The organism is Yimella sp. RIT 621 (assembly GCF_004146205.1).
Taxonomy (GTDB): Bacteria; Actinomycetota; Actinomycetes; order Actinomycetales; family Dermatophilaceae; genus Yimella; species Yimella lutea.
In genome coordinates this window covers 1-19,208 of the sequence record NZ_SEIP01000008.1, presented here as the reverse complement: position 1 = coordinate 19,208, position 19,208 = coordinate 1, and the positions used below count along the sequence as shown (strand labels likewise).

The 19,208-nt window shown below is 67.3% G+C and carries 19 protein-coding genes and 1 riboswitch; of the genes, 8 read left to right on the top strand and 11 right to left on the bottom strand.

The window, feature by feature from the left end:
- Positions 1 to 8: 8 nt before the first annotated feature.
- Both EU513_RS08905 and thiD read right to left on the bottom strand, forming a co-directional pair.
- Positions 9 to 1,925, bottom strand: coding sequence for a propionyl-CoA synthetase (locus EU513_RS08905; protein ID WP_129625552.1), 1,917 nt, complete (start codon positions 1,923 to 1,925; stop codon positions 9 to 11).
- A gap of 77 nt (positions 1,926 to 2,002) precedes the next feature.
- Entirely contained in the window at positions 2,003 to 2,806 is an 804-nt protein-coding gene (gene thiD, locus EU513_RS08900) for a bifunctional hydroxymethylpyrimidine kinase/phosphomethylpyrimidine kinase (protein WP_129625551.1), read from the bottom strand.
- A 33-nt stretch (positions 2,807 to 2,839) separates the two neighbouring features.
- Positions 2,840 to 2,949: riboswitch (TPP riboswitch) on the top strand.
- Here thiD and thiC point away from each other — a divergent pair.
- The 4 genes from thiC (at position 2,947) to EU513_RS08880 (ending at position 7,406) form a co-directional block, all read left to right on the top strand.
- On the top strand, positions 2,947 to 4,647 hold the full coding sequence (gene thiC / locus EU513_RS08895; RefSeq protein WP_129625550.1) for a phosphomethylpyrimidine synthase ThiC: 1,701 nt from the start codon (positions 2,947 to 2,949) through the stop codon (positions 4,645 to 4,647). It overlaps the preceding riboswitch by 3 nt.
- On the top strand, positions 4,644 to 5,966 hold the full coding sequence (locus EU513_RS08890) for an MFS transporter (protein WP_205744723.1): 1,323 nt from the start codon (positions 4,644 to 4,646) through the stop codon (positions 5,964 to 5,966). Before thiC ends, EU513_RS08890 begins: the two co-directional genes overlap by 4 nt.
- A gap of 22 nt (positions 5,967 to 5,988) precedes the next feature.
- Positions 5,989 to 6,747: a hydroxyethylthiazole kinase gene (thiM, locus tag EU513_RS08885; RefSeq protein WP_240795985.1), complete on the top strand. Its 759-nt coding sequence runs from the start codon at positions 5,989 to 5,991 to the stop codon at positions 6,745 to 6,747.
- Positions 6,732 to 7,406 (top strand): thiamine phosphate synthase, encoded by a 675-nt coding sequence (locus tag EU513_RS08880; protein WP_129625548.1) that lies wholly within the window; start codon positions 6,732 to 6,734, stop codon positions 7,404 to 7,406. The genes thiM and EU513_RS08880 overlap by 16 nt, the downstream gene beginning before the upstream one ends.
- Here the strand turns inward: EU513_RS08880 and EU513_RS08875 are convergent.
- Positions 7,372 to 8,547: an AAA family ATPase gene (locus EU513_RS08875; RefSeq protein ID WP_129625547.1), complete on the bottom strand. Its 1,176-nt coding sequence runs from the start codon at positions 8,545 to 8,547 to the stop codon at positions 7,372 to 7,374. The two genes, EU513_RS08880 and EU513_RS08875, sit on opposite strands and share 35 nt — an antisense overlap.
- A gap of 113 nt (positions 8,548 to 8,660) precedes the next feature.
- Between EU513_RS08875 and EU513_RS08870 the strand changes: the two genes are divergently transcribed.
- Positions 8,661 to 9,779, top strand: a complete 1,119-nt coding sequence (locus EU513_RS08870; protein ID WP_129625546.1) for an LOG family protein — start codon at positions 8,661 to 8,663, stop codon at positions 9,777 to 9,779.
- Here the strand turns inward: EU513_RS08870 and EU513_RS08865 are convergent.
- The 5 genes from EU513_RS08865 to pyrH all read right to left on the bottom strand — a co-directional run bounded on the left by EU513_RS08865 (position 9,755) and on the right by pyrH (position 13,806).
- Positions 9,755 to 10,258, bottom strand: a complete 504-nt coding sequence (locus tag EU513_RS08865; RefSeq protein WP_129625545.1) for a DUF664 domain-containing protein — start codon at positions 10,256 to 10,258, stop codon at positions 9,755 to 9,757. The genes EU513_RS08870 and EU513_RS08865 overlap by 25 nt on opposite strands.
- A 79-nt stretch (positions 10,259 to 10,337) precedes the next feature.
- Positions 10,338 to 11,504, bottom strand: coding sequence for a 23S rRNA (adenine(2503)-C(2))-methyltransferase RlmN (gene rlmN, locus EU513_RS08860; RefSeq protein ID WP_129625544.1), 1,167 nt, complete (start codon positions 11,502 to 11,504; stop codon positions 10,338 to 10,340).
- Between the two features lie 3 nt (positions 11,505 to 11,507).
- Positions 11,508 to 12,431 (bottom strand): phosphatidate cytidylyltransferase, encoded by a 924-nt coding sequence (locus EU513_RS08855; protein WP_129625543.1) that lies wholly within the window; start codon positions 12,429 to 12,431, stop codon positions 11,508 to 11,510.
- 19 nt (positions 12,432 to 12,450) lie between these two features.
- Positions 12,451 to 13,017 (bottom strand): ribosome recycling factor, encoded by a 567-nt coding sequence (frr, locus tag EU513_RS08850; RefSeq protein WP_129625542.1) that lies wholly within the window; start codon positions 13,015 to 13,017, stop codon positions 12,451 to 12,453.
- A gap of 57 nt (positions 13,018 to 13,074) precedes the next feature.
- Entirely contained in the window at positions 13,075 to 13,806 is a 732-nt protein-coding gene (pyrH, locus tag EU513_RS08845; protein ID WP_129625541.1) for a UMP kinase, read from the bottom strand.
- 257 nt (positions 13,807 to 14,063) lie between these two features.
- Between pyrH and EU513_RS08840 the strand changes: the two genes are divergently transcribed.
- The gene (locus EU513_RS08840) at positions 14,064 to 15,092 is read left to right on the top strand and encodes an LGFP repeat-containing protein (protein ID WP_129625540.1); all 1,029 of its coding nucleotides are present in this window, start codon (positions 14,064 to 14,066) and stop codon (positions 15,090 to 15,092) included.
- 113 nt (positions 15,093 to 15,205) lie between these two features.
- Here the strand turns inward: EU513_RS08840 and tsf are convergent, their stop codons facing one another.
- On the bottom strand, positions 15,206 to 16,033 hold the full coding sequence (tsf, locus tag EU513_RS08835) for a translation elongation factor Ts (protein WP_129625539.1): 828 nt from the start codon (positions 16,031 to 16,033) through the stop codon (positions 15,206 to 15,208).
- Between the two features lie 45 nt (positions 16,034 to 16,078).
- Entirely contained in the window at positions 16,079 to 16,966 is an 888-nt protein-coding gene (gene rpsB, locus EU513_RS08830) for a 30S ribosomal protein S2 (protein WP_129625538.1), read from the bottom strand.
- Between the two features lie 234 nt (positions 16,967 to 17,200).
- On the opposite strand from rpsB, the gene EU513_RS08825 reads away from it, so the two are divergent.
- Together EU513_RS08825 and EU513_RS08820 are read left to right on the top strand one after the other, a co-directional pair.
- A complete protein-coding gene (locus tag EU513_RS08825; RefSeq protein WP_129625537.1) occupies positions 17,201 to 18,361 on the top strand; it encodes a pyridoxal phosphate-dependent aminotransferase in 1,161 nt (386 codons plus the stop codon).
- Positions 18,362 to 18,436: 75 nt separating this feature from the next.
- A complete protein-coding gene (locus EU513_RS08820) occupies positions 18,437 to 18,946 on the top strand; it encodes a M23 family metallopeptidase (protein ID WP_240795983.1) in 510 nt (169 codons plus the stop codon).
- Here the strand turns inward: EU513_RS08820 and EU513_RS08815 are convergent.
- Positions 18,947 to 19,208: DUF3152 domain-containing protein (locus tag EU513_RS08815; RefSeq protein ID WP_129625536.1), on the bottom strand; the 262-nt coding region annotated here is incomplete at its 5' end. It abuts the gene before it with no gap.

Sequence of the window (19,208 nt, the reverse complement as noted above, 5' to 3'; positions counted from 1 at the left end):
GAAGTGCCTTAACCCTGCGAAGTGCCTTGTCGCCCGAGGATTTTCGCGAGGGCGTCGAGCACGGAAGGGTCCTCGATGGTCGAGGGCACCTGCGCGTCCTGGCCGTCGGCCATCTGGCGCATCGTCTTGCGAAGGATCTTGCCCGACCGGGTCTTGGGCAGTGCGGCGACGACGTCGACCTGCTGCAGGGTGGCGATGGCGCCGACCTCCTCGCGCACCCGCTGTCCGAGCTCGGTGCGCAACTGTGCGAGCCCGGCATCGTCGAGGTTGGCCCACTTGTCGCCGGCCTTCAACACGACCAGCGCCCGCGGCACCTGACCCTTCAACGGATCGGCAACACCGATCACCGCACACTCCGCGACCGCAGGGTGGCCGGCCAGCGCCGCTTCGATGCCGCCGGTCGACAAACGGTGGCCGGCCACGTTGAGCACGTCGTCGGTGCGGCCGAGCACGAACAGGTAGCCCTCGTCGTCGATGTAGCCGCCGTCGCCGGTGAGGTAGTAGCCCGGGTAGGCCGACAGGTACGACGACTCGTACCGGGCGTCGTCCTGCCAGAGTGTCGGAAGTGTGCCGGGCGGGAGCGGCAGCTTGATGCAGACCGCGCCCTCGGTGCCCGGCGGCACCTGTTCACCCATCGAGTCGAGGATCTGCACGTCGTAGCCGGGGGTCGGCACCGCCGCTGATCCCGGCTTGATCGGCAACTGCTCGAGCCCCATCTGGTTGGACGCGATCGGCCAGCCGGTCTCGGTCTGCCACCAGTTGTCGACCACAGGCACCCTGAGCTTGTCGGTGGCCCACTGCCAGGTGTCGGGGTCCAGACGCTCGCCGGCCATGAAGAGGGTGCGGAACGACGACAGGTCGTGGCCGGCCATCAACGCCGCATCCGGGTCTTCCTTCTTGATCGCCCGGAAGGCGGTCGGCGCGGTGAACAACGCCTTCACGCTGTATTCGGCGATGACCCGCCAGAAGGTCGAAGCGTCTGGTGTACCAACGGGTTTGCCCTCGAACACGATCGTCGTGCAGCCGGCGATGAGGGGTCCGTAGACGATGTAGGAGTGGCCGACGACCCACCCCACGTCCGACGCGGTGAACCATACGTCACCCGGTTCCATGCCGTAGACGTTCGTCATCGACCACTGCAGCGCAACCTGGTATCCACCGTGATCGCGCACGATGCCCTTCGGCTTGCCGGTCGTGCCGGAGGTGTACAGCACGTAGAGGGGGTCGGTTGCCGCGACCGTCTCACAGCCCGCCGGCTCGACGGCGCCCGGTTTCATCGCCGCCGCCCAATCGATGTCGCGCTCCCCCGTCTCGGCCTGGAGGTGCGGACGCTGCACCAGCAGTACGCGATCGGGCTTGTGCTCGGCGCGCTCGATCGCCTCATCGACCATCGGCTTGTACGGGATGACGCGGGTCCGCTCCACGCCGCACGACGCGGTGACGACGACCTTGGGCCGCGCGTCGTCGATGCGGGCGGCGAGCTCGGCCGGCGCAAAACCGCCGAACACGACCGAGTGCACCGCACCGATCCGGGCGCAGGCCAGCATCGTGATCACCGCTTCGGGAATCATCGGCAGGTACACGACCACACGATCGCCCTTGCCGACACCGAGCGCCTTCAGCACGCCGGCCGCCCGCCCGACCAGATCGAGCAGCTCGGCGTAGCTGTAGCTGCACCGGACCTCGGTGACCGGGCTGTCGTAGATCAACGCCGTCTGGTCGGCCCGGCCCTCGATCACGTGGCGATCGAGCGCGTTGTAACAGATGTTGGTCTGGGCGCCGGGGTACCACCGGTAGAACGGAGGGTTCGTGTCGTCGAGCGCCTGGGTCGGCTTCTTGAACCAGTGCACTGCCGATGCCGCGTCCAGCCAGAAGCCCTCGGGGTCGGCCATGCTGCGCTGATACTCGTCGCTGTAAGCACCCATGGCGCGAGTGTGTCATCGGCCACACTCCGGCCGCTGCGACTCGCGCCGGACGGCCCGAATCGGTCGCTCAGCGGCGGTCACCACCATCGGTGGAAGTGGTGCACCGGCCCGTGACCGGCGCCGATCTCGAGCGAGTCGGCCGCGCGCAGCGCGTCGGTCAGCCAGACCTTTGCGTCGGTCACGGTGGTGTGCCAATCGGGCCGCTGCGGACGCAGGGCGACCAGCGCGGACGACAAGCTGCAGCCCGTGCCGTGCGTGTTGGACGTGGGGATGCGTGGGGCTGCGAACCGTTCGAAGCCGTGTGCGTCGACCCACAGGTCGACCGCGTCGCCGTCGAGGTGGCCACCCTTGATGAGCACCGCGGGCACACCGAGGTCGAGCAGGCTCCTGGCTTGATCGCGCATCCCCCGCTCGTCGGTCGCAACAGGGGTGGCGGTCAATGCGGCGGCCTCCGACAGGTTCGGTGTCACAACGCTGACAACGGGCAGCAGGTCACGCAGCACAGACGTCACCGACGCGTCGCCGAGGCGGTCTCCGGAGGTTGCGACCAGCACCGGATCGAGCACGATCGGCACCCCGCGATCACGCATGTGCAGGAGCGTCGGGCGGATCACCTCAGCGACCCCCGCTGAGCCCAGAACACCGATCTTTACACCGTCGACACGCACGTCACTTGTCACCGAGTCGAGCTGTGCCGCAACGAATTCCGAATCGATTGGTAACACCTTCTGCACACCGATCGTGTTCTGCGCAGTCAGTGCCGTGAGAACGCTCATGCCGTACGCACCGAGTGCGCCGAAGGTCTTCAGATCTGCCTGAATTCCCGCACCTCCACTCGGGTCACTTCCGGCGATCGAGACGACAGCTGGTGGACGGACCATGTGCGACACCGTAAGTGACATGGGTTACGGTGGCGACACCCACACGGGAGCCCTCGGCAGAGGGCTGAGATCGAGCTGACGCCGCTCGGACCGTCCGAACCTGCCCGGGTCATTCCGGCGAAGGAAGTGAGGAGATCTCGATGTCCGAGATTCATCCCAAGCACCGCCTGCACCACCTCGTCGACGGCGACATCTGCGTGCCCGTCACCGCGATCAGCCTCGACGAATCCCCCGACGGCACAACGAATCCCGATGTGCATGTCTACCGCACCGCGGGACCCGGCAGCGATCCTGCCGCCGGCCTACCCGCCACTCGTTCCGGCTGGATCCAAAGCCGCGACGATGTCGAGACCTACGAGGGTCGCGAACGCACCCTGCAGGACGACGGACGCTCCGCCGTCCGTCGCGGCAAAGCTTCCGACGAATGGCGCGGTGAGCGACGAAATCCGTTGCGCGCCAAGCCTGGTCGCACCGTCACCCAGATGCACTACGCGCGTCAGGGCAAAGTGACGGCCGAGATGCGCTACGTCGCGCTGCGCGAGAACGTCGACGTCTCAGTCGTTCGCGAGGAGTTGGCGGCGGGTCGCGCGATCATCCCGTCCAACATCAATCATCCGGAGTCGGAGCCGATGATCATCGGCCGCCGGTTCCTCACCAAGGTGAACGCGAACATCGGCAACTCGGCGGTCACCTCCTCCATCGAGGAAGAGGTCTCCAAGCTCAGCTGGGCGACGCGCTGGGGCGCCGACACGGTCATGGACCTGTCGACCGGCGACGACATCCACACCACCCGCGAGTGGATCGTCCGCAACTCCCCCGTGCCGATCGGCACGGTGCCGATCTACCAGGCCCTGGAGAAGGTCGACGGGCGCGCCGAGGCCCTGACTTGGGAGATCTTCCGCGACACCGTGATCGAGCAGGCCGAACAGGGGGTCGACTACATGACGATCCACGCCGGGGTGCTCCTGCGGTACGTCCCGCTGACCGCCGAACGCGTGACCGGAATCGTCAGTCGTGGCGGGTCGATCATGGCCGGCTGGTGCCTGGCACACCACGAGGAGTCGTTCCTCTACACCCACTTCGACGAGCTGTGCGAGATCTTCGCCCAGTACGACATCGCATTCAGCCTCGGCGACGGACTGCGTCCCGGATCGGTCGCCGATGCGAACGACGAGGCCCAGTTCTCCGAACTGCGCACCCTGGCCGAACTCACCGAGCGCGCCTGGGAGTACGACGTGCAGGTGATGGTCGAGGGCCCGGGACACGTGCCCCTGCACCTCGTGCCGGAAAACGTTGAACTGCAACAGGACTGGTGCCACGGAGCGCCGTTCTACACGCTCGGTCCGCTGGTCACCGACATCGCGCCGGGGTACGACCACATCACCTCCGCGATCGGTGCCGCAGTCATCGCCCAGCACGGCACGGCGATGCTGTGCTACGTCACCCCCAAGGAGCACCTGGGCTTGCCCAACCGAGATGACGTGAAGACCGGGGTCATCACCTACAAGATCGCGGCGCACGCGGCCGATGTCGCCAAGGGACACCCCGGAGCGCGCGTGCGCGACGACGCCTTGTCGAAGGCACGCTTCGAGTTCCGCTGGCACGACCAGTTCGCGCTCTCGCTCGACCCCGACACAGCGATCGCCTTCCATGACGAGACGCTGCCGGCCGAAGGCGCCAAGACGGCGCACTTCTGCTCGATGTGCGGACCGAAGTTCTGCTCGATGCGGATCAGCCAGGACATCCGGGATCAACACAAGTCGGCAATGGCTGGGATGCGGGAGAAGTCGCGCGAGTTCATCGAGCTCGGCGCCAGCGTCTACGTCGACGCGGCCCAGTGAGCGCAGCGGCCACCGACCGCGAACACACCGACACCCTCTCCCCGCAGGGCCGCGCCGCCCTGCGGGGCGGAGTGGCCGGCAATTTCGTGGATCAGCTCCACATCTTCCTGCCCCTCGTCGCGCTGGCCCCTGCCCTTCCGGCCATCACCGGCCCGCACGGTGGCACTGCCGGCGCGACGATCGTCGTGATGGCGATGCTGCTGGGACGACCCGTGGGTGGCGTCGTCTTCGGCCGGCTCAGCGACCGGTTCGGACGTACCCGAACCGCGACCGTGGCGATCGGTGGAACCGCCACGTGCACCCTCGGTATCGCGGTGACCCCCACCCATGAGGTCATCGGCGCGGCGGCGATCTGGTGGATCCTGGCGATGCGCTTCCTGGGTGGCGTGTTCATCGCCGGTGAGTACTCGGCCGCCATCCCGCTGGCGATGGAATGGTCGCGTCCGCGCCTGCGCGGTCTCTACTCAGGGCTGATCATGTCGATGGCACCGTGGGCGCAGGCGACGATCGCCTTCACCACCTGGGCGCTGCTGTCGCTGCTTGATCCCGGCGCCTACGAAACCTGGGGTTGGCGGGTACCCTTCGTCGCCGGCGGCGTTGCCTCCCTGACTCTGCTGCACTTCTACCGACGCCAGGTCGCCGACCGCGCAACAGCGGCCGCAAGCTCACGAATCGGGTTGCGGGACTTGTTCACCGGACAGCACCGCCGCTCGTTCTGGCAACTGTTCGGGCTGATGACCGGCCTGTGGATCATGACCAACCTGGTCGTGATCGCGTTGCCGGACGAGCTGCGTCGCAGCGTCGGCCTGGACACCACGACCGCGGCCTGGATCATGGGCGCGGCCGCCGTCGCGCAGGCGATGGTCATGGCGTGCACCGGTCACCTGTCGACCCTAGTGGGCCGCAGACGGTTCTTCGTCCTGTGGGGTCTGCTGGCGGCGGTGAGTGGACCGCTGGTCTGGCTCGAGCTGGTCGGCACCTCCCAGATCGGGCGCGCGATGGCCCTCGCCTGTCTGTTGCAGGTCATCACGGTCTGCGGCTACGGACCCGTCGGCGCCTATCTCGCCGAAGGTTTTCCGGCAGCCATCAGGTCGACCGGTTACGGCACGGCCTACAGCCTGTCGATCATCGTCCCCGCGCTGCATCCCTTCTGGTTGCCGCAACTGCAGCACGCGATCGGTCATCGGACGGCTGTCGTTGCTCTGCTGGTGCTCGCCGGTCTGCTCGTGGCTTCCTGCGGGCACCTGGGGCCGCGCGACGACATCCGACAACTCGACCTTCATCCTGCTGCGAAGGGGACCGCCCATGCACACTCCTGATGTTGCATCGATCCTGGACGCAATGAGAGTGAAGGCCCCGTTGGTCCACTGCCTCACCGGAGCCGTATCCGCGCCGTTCGTCGCCGATGGTTTGCTCGCCGCCGGTGCCCGTCCACTGATGACCGCCACGATCGGCGAGGCACCCACCCTCGTCCGGGGCGCGGACGCGCTGTTGGTGAACCTCGCTGCTCTGGGCGAGGAGACCGCGGCAGCGATCCTGCCGACGGTCGCAGCTGCCCGTGACGGCGGCCGTCCATGGGTACTCGACCCTGCGGTCGTCGGACCGACTCCGGTGCGAACTCCCCTGGCGCGCAACCTTGTTCGCCACCATCCGGGAGCGATCCGAGGCAACGCGTCCGAAATCCGCGCGTTGGCCGGGGCGGACGGTGGCGCTCGTGGCGCCGACACCACGTGCTCCTCCCGGGCCGTCATCGACGATGCGGCCCGATTGGCACACGACGCAAGGTGTGTCGTGGTCGTGTCCGGCGAGTTGGACGTCATCACCGACGGGCACCGGGTCATCGGATCGACCGGCGGCGACGCACGCCTCACCCAGGTGACCGGAACCGGTTGCCTGCTGAGCGCGCTGGTCACGGCGTTCATCACGGTGGCAACCCCCCTCGATGCGGCCCTCACCGCTGTCGCCCTGATGAGCTCCGCCGCCGAGGACGCCGCCCGCAAGAGCGCCGGCCCCGGCAGCTTCAAGGTGGAGCTGCTGGACGCTCTCGACCGGATCGGACCAACTCATCTGGAGGTGAGCACCCGATGGTGCAGCGGCTGAGCACGTCCCTGGATCTGCGATGCTACCTGGTGACGTCGGGCACCTCGCGTCGCACGGTCGAGATTGCTGCGGACGCCGCAGCAGCAGGAGTAGGCGTCGTGCAGGTGCGGGCAAAACAGGCCACGACCAGGCAACTGCTCGACCTCACCATCGCGGTGGCCGACGCCGTGCACGCAGTTGCGCCGGCGACGAGGGTTCTGGTGGACGACCGCACGGATGTGGCGCACGCCGCCCGCCTGCACGGCGCGCCGGTGCACGGGGTGCACCTCGGTACGGACGATCTGCCCGCCGAAGCGGCCCGGGCCATGCTCGGCGACGAGGCCGTCATCGGACTGACGACCGGCACCGTCGAACTCGCCCGGTGGGCGCAGCAGCAGCAGGAGTGGATCGACTACATCGGTGCCGGACCCTTCCGGCGGACCCCGACCAAGGACTCCGGGCGTGACCCGCTGGGCGTCGAGGGCTATCCGCCGATCGTGGCGGCGACCTCGCTGCCGGTCGTTGCGATCGGCGACATCACACCGGCCGATGTGCCGGCCCTCATGAGCGCTGGAGTTGCCGGCGTGGCGCTGGTGCGCTCGATCATGGACGCGGACGACCCGGCCGCCGTGGTGCGCGACGTGCTCAGCGGCTGCCCCACTCCCAGGCGGGTGTACTGAGCAGGCCGAACCCGCGCACCAACGTTTCACCGAAGTCCTTGTAGAGCTCGATGAGCACGCGTTCCTCGACCGGTTCGTCCGGCTCGAACGGCGTCGGATCGAGTTCCTTGAGGAGCAGGTCGCTGTGGGTGACGACGATGACCTGAGTGTGCCGGCTCGTGGCTCGGATCAACCGTCCCAGGGCTGGGATCAGCGAGGGATGCAGAGAGGTTTCGGGCTCGTTGAGCACCATGAGCGAAGGCCGATCGACGCTCGTGAGCGCGGCCGCCCAGAGCAGAAATCGCAAGGTGCCGTCGGACAGTTCGCCGACCCTCATCGGACGCAGCATCCCGGGTTGCTGCAGCACCAACCGGAAGAATCCGTCGTTGACCTCGACGTCGATGGTGCTGTCGTCGAAGGCGTCGGCGACGGCTCGAGGCAGGTCCTCGAATCCCGCCTCGAGCGTCGTTGCCACGGTTGCCGCGAGGTCGTGGCCGTCGCCGGCCAGCACCCGGGTGCGCGTGCCGACCTGCGGTGCTCGGGCCGGGGCGTCGGCGTCCGAGCGGAAGCCGTCGTAGAAGCGCCAGGTGCGCAGTTGGGCGCGCAGCGCGGCGAGTTCGAAATGCCGACGTGGATCGGCGAACTCGGTGAGCATCGAGCGGTAGGTCGGCAGTTCACCGACCTCGGCCCACACCCGTCCGTCGCGCTGCTCGACCGTGTGCCAGCGACGCCGGACGACCGTCGTCGCCGGACGCATGACCGGCCCGGAGAACACGGCCTCACGCTTGATCTCCGGGTCGCGATCGAAGAATGATCCTGACTGTTGCGGAATGCCGAGATCGACGAGGTAACCGTAATCGTCTGTGGCGCAACCGAGTTGCAGACTGACTCGCTTGCCGTTGCGCATCAGACCCTCGACCGGTGCACCCCGGCGCGCGGCGGTGAGGGTGGCCGGGCCGGCCCACAGCGCCGACTGCAGACCCCCTTCCCGGGCAAGTGAGCCCACCACATCACCCGTGCCGCAGTCGGCCAGCAGACGCAGGGCGCGATACAGCGAACTCTTACCGGAGCCGTTACCGCCGGTCACGACGGTCAGCCGCGACAGCGGTAGGGCGATGTCACGCAGCGAGCGATAGCCGGCGACCGCGACGGTGGAGATCATGTCGGCAGGCTATTGGCCGATACCGACATTCTGGCTCAGCCCCTGGGGCAGCCGCCCCAGAATCCCGGCGTGCCGTGCGCGGAACAACCTCCGAGCGGGCTCGATCACGCAGGATGGACGACGTGAACCCGCACGAAGTCGAAACGCTCCCCGCGCTCGACAGGCTGCTCGAGCAACCTGTCGGACACTTCCACCACGCCCGCTTGCAAGGTCTCGACCTGACCACGCGCGAGTCAGATCTGCTGCGCCGCAACGACTTCGAAGGCGTCGTCGTACTCGGTGGGGTGATCGGTCCGAAACTGGAAGAGCATCTGCGCAGGCACGGCGCTGTCATCTTCCACGACGATCCGTCGCTGCCCGTCTCGTCCTTCCGGCCTGCGCTGTACGACTACACCGAGTTGTACGAGGGCCTGCTTGCCCGCGGTTACGAGAACACACCGGATGCTCGCGCCTACCACTGGAGCCGCGACGCCCGCTCCGCTCACGACGCGTACGCCACGCTGCAACGCGCCATGCACGACGACGGCATCACCGACGCGTTGCAGGAGTGGGTGCACGGACGTCACGTGGTCGGCGTGATGGGTGGGCACGCGCTGCGCCGTGGGACGCCTGAGTTCGAGGATGCCGCGCGACTCGGGGCCCGGCTCGCGGACGCCGGGGTCACGGTGGTGACCGGCGGCGGACCCGGAGCCATGGAGGCCGCGAATCTCGGTGCGCTGCTCGGTGATTCGAAAGAACTGCAACAAGCGCTGATCGACCTCGCCGACGAACCGGACTTCGCACAAAGTATCGACGGGTGGGCGTCGACAGCGTGGAAGGTGCGCGAGCGTCACGTGCCGACCGACACCCACCGCTCGCTCGGCGTCCCGACGTGGTTCTACGGGCACGAGCCGCCGAACCTGTTCGGCTCGGCGATCGCGAAGTACTTCAGCAACGCGTTGCGCGAGGACATCCTCCTCGCGATCTGCAACGCCGGCATCGTCGTGCTCGCGGGAGCAGCGGGCACCGTTCAGGAGATCTTCCAGGTGACGACGCGGCTCTACTACGGCACCGAGCCCGGCCCGCCCCTCGTCCTGGTCGGCCGCGAGCAGTGGACCCGGACCATCCCGGTCTGGCCCGCCCTGCAGGCACTGGGCGCGAAGTCGCCCCTGGGCGACTCACTCCACCTCGTCGACACCATCGACGAAGCGCAGGCGATCCTGCTGGATCAGGCCAGGAGTCCCCGGACGTAGGCGGCCTGGCCCGCGTGCTGAGCAGCATCGTCGACGATGCTGACCAGGCGGGACGCACGGGTCACCGGCGGGTCCCAGGCTTCGTCGACGACGTCGTCCCAGCTCGACCCGTCCAGGTCACGCAGGTAAGCGCACGTTGTCTCCACGGCCGCATCCAGGTAGCCGGTCAGCAGTGCCGGGTCGTCGACCCGCACCTTCGCGGCGTCGGCCGCAGTGTGCCCGTACCCCATCGACTCGTCCGGCAGATCGAGACCGAACCGCTGCGCCCAACCGTCGCGGGTCCAGACCTGTTCGGCGCCGGCGAGGTCGGCGATCTGAACATCCTGCTGACGGGCCAGGTGCCAGATCAGCCAGGTGATCGAGTTCGCTTCGTCCGTGGGACGACGGTTGAGCGACGCGGCGTCGAGTTCGTCCACGAGACCGTGTGCGACCTCCTGGCTGCGTCCGATGCCGTCGATGAGCAGATCCTGGGGCAACATGACGCCCACGCTAGCGGCATCCGTGCCCGTCCGTGCCCGTCCGTGCCCGTCTGTGCCCGTCTGTGCCCGTCCGTACGGCTCAGGCGGTCGAGGCCGCCAGCTGTCCGCAGGCTCCGTCGATGTCGGAGCCGCGGGTGTCGCGCACCGTGGTCGGGATACCGTGCGCACGCAGTCGCTCGACGAACTGCTGCTCGACCCCCTTGCGGGATGCCGTCCACTTCGAACCGGGCGTGGGGTTGAGCGGGATGGGGTTGACGTGCACCCAACCCTTGCCGCGGGCGTTCAGCTTTTCTCCCAGCAGGTCGGCCCGCCAGGCGTGATCATTGATGTCCTTGATCAGCGCGTACTCGATCGAGACCCGCCGACCGGTGGTCTGGTAGTAGCGGTACGCGGCGTCGAGCGCCTCGTCCACCGACCAGCGCGTGTTGATCGGGACGAGTTCGTTGCGCAGTTCGTCGTCAGGGGCATGCAGACTCAGCGCCAGGGTGACCGGGATGCCTTCGGCCGCCAGTTTGTCGATGGCGGGCACCAGGCCGACCGTCGACATCGTCAGGCCGCGCGCACTCATGCCGAGACCGGACGGCGGCGCCTCGGTGAGGCGGCGGATCGCGTTCACCGCCTGCCGGTAGTTGGCCAGCGCCTCCCCCATACCCATGAAGACGACGTTGGAAACGCGCAACGGGGCTTCGCGGTCCTCGCTGTTGCCGCCGGCAAGCTGTCCGCTGCGCAGGTAGCGCGCACCGGCGACGACCTGCTCCACGATCTCGGCGGTGGTGAGGTTGCGGGTGAGCCCCTCCTGGCCGGTGGCGCAGAACGGGCAGTTCATGCCACAGCCGGCTTGGCTGGAGATGCACATCGTGACGCGACCCGGGTAGCGCATGATGACCGACTCGACGAGTGCTCCGTCGAAGAGCCGGAAGACCTGCTTGATCGTGCGGCCGTTGTCCGCTTCGAGCGAACGCACCGGCGTGAGCAGCTGCGGGAGCATCGCCGACACGAGCTCGTCGCGCCCGCCCTTGGGCAGGTCGGTCATCTGCTCCGGGTCGGTGACCAGGTGCTCGAAGTAGTGCGTCGAGAGCTGCTTGGCACGAAAACCCTTATGCCCCAATGCTTCGACCGCTTGTTTGCGGCCGGCCTCGTCGAGATCGGCCAGGTGCACCGGCGGCTTGCCGCGCCGGGGCGCGGTAAAGGTGAGTTGCCCCGGTACCGGCTTGCGGGTCGAGGGGGTGGGCAGATCAGTTGACATGTTTCAGTTCACCGCTACGAAGGGAGTGAGGATGGCCCAGGTGACGGGTGCTGCGATCACCAGGGAGTCGAGACGGTCCATCAGACCGCCGTGACCGGGGATGAGATTGCTCATGTCCTTGATGCCGAGGTCTCGCTTGATCATCGACTCGCACAGGTCGCCTATGGTGGCGGCGACCACCAGGCAACAACCCATCAGCGCGCCGATCCACCAACGTCCATCGAGCAGGAAGTGGACGGCGAGCGAACCGGCCAGGACGCAGGACGCGAACGATCCTGCGAACCCTTCCCAGGACTTCTTGGGAGACACCGTCGGTGCCATCGGGTGCTTGCCGAACACCACCCCGACCGCGTACCCACCGATGTCGGAGCAGACAGTGGTCAGGATGAACACGACAATGCGTTGCGGTCCGTCGGCCGGGTGGACGAGCAGGATCGCGAACGAGATGAGAGTCGGTACGTACAAGGTGGTGAAGATGCCGCCCGCGACATCGGCGGCGCTGTCACGCACCCGCCCGATCGAGCGCCAGACCAGAATCCCGACGAAGGTCAGCGCCACTGCGGCTGCGAGAGCCTGCGGACCGAACGCGTACGCGACCGGCGGGATGATCGCCGCGCCGGCAAGCGTCGGGACCGCCGGCGGGTGGATGTTGCCGTGCGCCATTGCGCGCAGCAGTTCCCAGGTGCCGACGACCGCCGCGGCGGTCGCCAGAACGACGAAGGCTTCCTTGCGAACGAACAACGACACCAGAACGAGCGCCGCCAGGCCGAGCCCCACACCGATCGCGGCGTAGAGATTGCGTCCGGCCTTCGGGGTCGGGTTGTGAGCCACCGTGGCGCCCCGGCCGGCACGCGCCGAGCGACGGGTGACCGACGTCGCCGCAGCCTGGTCGGGCTGCGGCGGACGCTTCGGTGCGGTGTGGCTCATGAGCGGACGCGGAGGTCGATCAGACCTCCAGCAGTTCGGCTTCCTTGCGCTTCAGCAGATCGTCGATGACGTCGACGTGCTTCTTGGTCAGTGCTTCGAGGTCCTTCTCGCCGCGGCTGCCCTCGTCCTCACCGATGTCGCCGTCCTTGACCAGACGATCCATCTCCTCCTTGGCCTTGCGGCGGACGCTGCGCACCGAGACGCGCGCGTGCTCGGCCTTGTCGCGCGCGATCTTGATGTAATCGCGGCGGCGTTCCTCGGTCAGCTGCGGCAGGACGATGCGGATGACGTTTCCGTCATTGCTGGGGTTGACGCCGAGGTCGGACTCGCGCAGCGCCTTCTCGATCGCGGCCATCGAGCCCTTGTCGAAGGGCTGGACGAGGATGGTGCGTGCCTCGGGTGTCTGGAACGACGCCAGCTGCTGCAGCGGGGTCGGCGCACCGTAGTAGTCGACGGTGAGCTTGTTGAACATCGCGGCGTTCGCCCGGCCGGTGCGGATGGCGGAAAAGTCCTCCTTGGCCACCTCGACGGCCTTGTCCATCTTCTCCTCGGCCTCGAACAGGCTCTCTTCGATACTGCCGTCCATCGCGCGCGTGCTCCTTCGTACGGAAAGTCGTTCTGACAATGCTCAGATGTGGTCCGGTCAGGCCGGAACCACCAACGTCCCGATCCTCTCACCTTGCAGGGCTCGGGTGATGTTGCCCTCGCCCTCCATCCCGAAGACGACCATCGGCAACTTGTTCTCGGCACCGAGCGCGAACGCGGTCTGGTCGATGACCCGCAACTCGCGCTCCATCGCCTCCTGGTAGGTGACCTCGTCGATGAGGGTGGCGCTCGGGTCCTTCTTCGGGTCGGCGGTCATGACGCCCTCGACGCCGTTCTTGGCGATCAGGACGGCGTCGCAGCGGCTCTCCAGGGCGCGCTGGACCGCGACCGTGTCGGTCGAGAAGAACGGCATGCCCATTCCGGCGCCGAAGATGACCAGGCGGCCCTTCTCCATGTGTCGGATCGCGCGACGCGGGATGTACGACTCGGCGACCTGACCCATGGTGATGGCGGTCTGGACGCGGGTCTCGATGCCTTCCTTCTCCAGGAAGTCCTGCAGGGCAAGGCAATTCATCACGATGCCGAGCATGCCCATGTAGTCGGCACGTACCCGGTCCATGCCGCGCTGCTGCAGTTCGGCGCCACGGAAGAAGTTGCCTCCTCCGATGACGACGGCGATCTGGACGCCGGCGCGGTTGGCCTGCGCCATCTGAGCGGCAATGCCCTTGACGACGTCCGGGTCGAGGCCGATGCTCCCGCCTCCGAATACTTCACCGGAGAGCTTCAACAGCACTCGGTTGTAGGTCCGGCTGATGGCGGGTTCGGTCATGCGTGCCTCCGAGTTCGTGACTGGGCGTCGGTGAGTTCCCCCGGAGGAGATCCTGCGACCGTCCCTGACGATGCGGTCGACAAATACTTCCACATTCGCAGCGCTGCTCAGTCCACGGTTGCCTTCCGCGCGGACGGCTGGCACTCTGTACCAGCCGTCCCTTAGTCACAAGAGCCACTTTGGTCAACGACTGTCACGGCGTGTCGCACGATTCACATCCAGGACCCCGTCCCCCGAAGCCACCGGAGCCCCCGCCGATGACTGTCCTCTTCCCTCGCCGCGCCGGCTTGTCAACGTTCCTGGCCGCCGCCCTCCTGCTCCCCTTCGCCGCATCCGCAGCTGCCACGGACGACAAGGTCGGCGCCTACTCGCCGACGACCGGCCTGCGGAGCCCCGGAATCTCCAAGGCCGCCTGCAGCACCTACCCGTCGGGTCGTGACATCAACGTGACTCGCAAGATGTACGAGATCGGGCAGAACCGGAAGATCTCCGCGAAGGTGATGCTCGCGATGTTCGAGGCGGGCTGGGTCGAGTCCTGGCTCAACAACCTCAACTGCGGTGACCGCGATTCCATCGGCATCTTCCAGATGCGTCCGAGCATGGGGTGGGGCACCTACGAGCAACTGCGCGACGTGACGTACCAGGTGAACAAGTTCATCAATGTCGCGCTCCCCCTCGAGAGCCGGTACTCCACCGCGGGTCAACTGGCGCAAGCCGTCGAACGTTCCGGGTATCCCTACCGGTACGACCAGGCGCAGGCCACCGCGCAGAAGTACATCAACGAGGCAGCACGCCCGTACGGCACCATCCTGACGTTGTGGACCAAGCTCGGTGGGGTCAATGGGTCCCTCGGCGGTCCCCTGGCCGCAGAGACCGATTACGCATCCGGTGTTCGGTACGTGCCGTTCTCCAACGGGATCGCTGTGAAGTACAGCCGCGGCACGTTCGCCGTCTGGGGTGACAACTACCGCTACTGGGCTGCCGGGGGCGGCTTGGCAACCTACGGCCTGCCCACAATGTTGCCGAAGCGGGCCGCGGTGTCCCCCACGGGAACCAGTGGCTTGACTCAGGGCTTCCAGCGGGGATGGATCTACTGGTCGTCCAAGACCAGGTCCCACGCCGTGATGCCGGCGATGCAGTCGACGTTCGTGAAGTACGGGGCCGAGGCCGCCGTCGGGTTCCCCGTCGGTGCGACAGTGACGAACTCCACGGGCACCACCCAGACCTTCGAGAAGGCGATCCTGAAGATCAGCCCGACCCGCGTCACCACCAAGGTCGCCCGCTGACCTTCGCCACCGTCGGGTACCCGTGGTCGGAGACGACACATTCTGGTGCATTGCATGACGAAGGGGCCGGACACCACATGCGGTGTCCGGCCCCTTCGGCTGAAGCTGTGCGATCAGACGCCGACCTTGAAGCGAGCGAAACCGGTGATCTGCAGACCGGCCTCCTCCGCGACCTTGCCGACGGTCTTCTTGGCGTCCTTGGCGAACGCCTGCTCCAGCAGGACGTTCTCTTTGAAGAAGCCGTTGACGCGACCCTCGATGATCTTCGGCAGCGCGGCTTCCGGCTTGCCCTCTTCGCGGGCGGTCGCCTCGGCGACACGACGCTCGTTGGCGACGGTGTCGGCGTCGACGTCCTCACGGGACAGGACGGTCGGGCTGAACGCTGCGATGTGCATCGCGACGTCGCGAGCGGTCTGTGCGTCGTCACCCTTGACCGCCAGGACGACACCGATCTGCGCGGGCAGGTCGGGGCTCGTCTTGTGCAGGTAGGAGACGACGGTGTCGCCCTCCACGCTCGCGACGCGCTTGATCTCGATCTTCTCGCCGATGGTGGCGTTCGCCTCGTCGAGGATCGACTGCACGGTCTGACCGTCGAGTTCGCTGCTGAGCAGCTCCTCGGCGTTCTTGGCGTTGACGGCGACAGCCTGCTTCAGCACGCGGTCGGCGAGGGCACCGAACTTCTCGCCCTTGGCGACGAAGTCGGTCTCGCACAGCACCTCGACGAGGTTGCCGACCGATCCTTCGGCGGAGGCGGCGACGAGGCCGTTCTCCGTCGTGCGGCCCTCACGCTTGGTGACACCCTTCAGGCCCTTGACCCGAAGGATCTCGGTGGCCTTGGCCTGGTCGCCGTCGGCCTCGTCGAGTGCCTTCTTGACGTCGAGCATGCCGGCGCCGGTCGACTCACGCAGCGCCTTGATGTCGGCCGCGGTGTAGTTCGCCATGTGTTTGTTCGCTCCTTCGCGAATTGAAGTTGAACGAGGGTTGTGTCAGGCCTGGGCGTCGGTGGACGCGGGTGCCTCGACCTCGACCGCACCGGCAGCGTCGGCCGGAGCGGCAGCTGCCTCGGTGGCCTCCGCGAGCGCCTTGGCCTCGTCCTTGTCCGTGGTGTCGTCGGAGGCGAGCAGCTCGCGCTCCCACTCGGCCATCGGCTCGGACGCAGCACCCTCGGTCGCGCCGCTCTGGCCCGAACGGGAAATGAGTCCCTCGGCGACGGCGTCGGCGACCACGCGGGTCAGCAGGGTGACCGCGCGGATGGCGTCGTCGTTACCCGGGATCTTGTAGTCGACCTCGTCCGGGTCGCAGTTGGTGTCGAGGATCGCGATGACCGGGATGTTCAGCTTGCGCGCCTCGGTGACCGCGAGGTGCTCCTTCTTGGTGTCGACGACCCAGACGGCCGAGGGCACCTTGTTCATGTCGCGGATACCGCCGAGGGTGCGCTCCAGCTTGTCCTTCTCGCGCTTGAGGACCAGGAGTTCCTTCTTGGTGCGTCCCGAACCGGCGACGTCGTCGAAGTCGATCTCCTCGAGCTCCTTGAGGCGAGCAAGGCGCTTGTGCACGGTGTTGAAGTTGGTGAGCATTCCACCGAGCCAGCGGTAGTTCACGTACGGCATGCCGACGCGGGTCGCCTGCTCGGCGATCGACTCCTGCGCCTGCTTCTTGGTGCCGACGAACAGGATCGTGCCACCGTGGGCGACGGTCTGCTTGATGAACTCGAACGCGTCGTTCAGGTAGGTGAGCGACTGCTGCAGGTCGATGATGTAGATGCCATTGCGCTCGGTCATGATGAAGCGCTTCATCTTCGGGTTCCAGCGGCGGGTCTGGTGTCCGAAGTGGACGCCGCTCTCGAGGAGCTGGCGCATGGTGACGACGGCCATGCCGAAGTCCTTTCGTAGAGGTTTCCAGTTGTTCTTCACCACGGACGGGTGCCTGCGGTGAACCTGGTGCTCGGACGCCTCCCACCCGCCGCGGAAGCGACGGGACCGAACGGATGCGCCCGGCCGGAGCCGGATCGAGCACGCGAATTCGACCCGACAGTTCGGGCCGTACTTCCAGTGTAGGGGCACCGCCCACGAACCGCCGAATCGCGCGGCCCCCGTAAGGTGCCGAAGGTGAGCAACCCACTCGTGCACCGCATGCAGGACTTCGGCGAGACCATCTTCGCCGAGATGACCCAACGGGCCCTGGCGGCCGACGCCGTGAACCTCGGGCAGGGGTTTCCGGACGCCGACGGGCCGAGCGCCGTGCTCGAAGCCGCCGTCGACGCCATCCGTGCGGGCCGCAATCAGTACCCACCCTCGACCGGATTTCCCGACCTGCGTGAGGCAGTCAGCGAACATCAACGGCGCTTCCGCGGGGTCGAGGTCGACCCGGCGACCCAGGTGATGGCGACGGCCGGCGCAACCGAGGCGATCGCGACCACCATCCTGGCCCTGTGCGAGCAGGGAGACGAGGTCGTCACCTTCGAGCCGTACTACGACTCCTACGCGGCGTCGATCGCACTCGCCGGGGCGGTTCGGCGCACCAGCGTCCTGCGGTTCCCCGACTTCACGGTCGACGAGGCCTCGCTGCGCGCCGCGTTCAGCGAACGCACCCGGCTGGTGCTGCTCAACACCCCGCACAATCCGACCGGCAAGGTGTTCAGCCGGACCGAGATGGACCTCATCGCCGAACTCGCTCGTGAACACGACGCAGTGGTCGTGACCGACGAGGTGTACGAGCACCTGGTCTACGACGCAGAGCACATCGCGATGGCGTCGCTGCCGGGGATGGCCGACCGCACGCTGACGATTTCCTCGGCCGGCAAGACGTTCGCGACGACCGGGTGGAAGATCGGTTGGATCACCGGCCCTGCCGAACTGATCACGGCGGTGCGGACCGTCAAGCAATTCGTGACTTTCTCCGGCGGCGCACCCTTCCAGCCCGCGATCGCCACCGGCCTGCGACTGCCCGACACCTTCTTCGCCGAGTTGCGCGATGTCATGCGCGCCCGACGCGATCTGCTGGTCGACGGGTTGCGCGAGATCGGCCTGCCCGTCGCTGTTCCGTCCGGCGGCTACTTCGTCGTGGCCGACTGCTCGGCATGGGGGCCGGACGGCCTGACTGTGTGCCGGGAACTCCCGGCCAAGGCCGGCGTCGCCGCTGTTCCGGTGTCCGCTTTCCACGATGATCCTGCGGCAGGCGCCACCTTGGTGCGGTTCGCGTTCTGCAAGCAGCCCGCCGTCATCACCGAGGGCATCGACCGTCTGCGTCGTACGTTCTCCACAGCCTGACGGTTGCCCTCCCGTTCGTCCACACGCATTGTCGCAGCGGTGGACGACGACGTGGTGCGGGCCCACGGTGCAGGGATGAAGACTCTCCTGGCGATGGTCTGGCTGACCTCGACGTTCGGACTGACCGCCCCCGCCTCGTCCCCGCAGGTCGTGGTTCCGGCGACGCCGGTCGGTGATTACCGATGGCCGCTGTCCCCCGAACCGTCCGTGGTCCGCCGGTTCGAAGCGCCGCCGCAGCGTTGGGCAGCCGGACATCGCGGAGTCGACCTGCTCGCCGCCCCATCGGTCGGTGTGCTCGCCGCCGGAGACGGTTTGATCAGTCACTCCGCAGTGATCGCGGGCCGCGGAACGGTGAGCATCACCCACCCCGACGGACGGCGAACCACATACGAGCCGCTGGAAGCCCGGATCGCTGCCGGGACGCGGGTTTCTGCGGGCGACCTAGTCGGAACACTGTCATCGGACGGGAGTCACTGCGCACCGCGCGCCTGCCTGCACTGGGGATTGCTCGTCGGCAAGCGCGAGTACCGCGATCCGCTGACGCTGTTGCGTCCGTCGCGCGTCAGGCTGCTGCCGGTGCCCTGACTACTTCGCGGCGGGTTTCTCGGGCCAGGCGTTCGGGGTGCATCCGCCGAGGCCGAGGGTCTGCTGGCTCATCAACGGTGCGGGCTCACCCTTGCCGCCGCAGGTGACGTGCGGGAAGCCGAGCAGGTGTCCGACCTCGTGGTTGATCAGGTACTGCCGGTACGCAGTCAGATTCGTCCCGAAGGATTCGACGCCGTTCACCCAGCGCCAGTAGTTGAAGATCGCCCACCGGCACGGGAACCGTCGGACGCGGCTTCGTGCC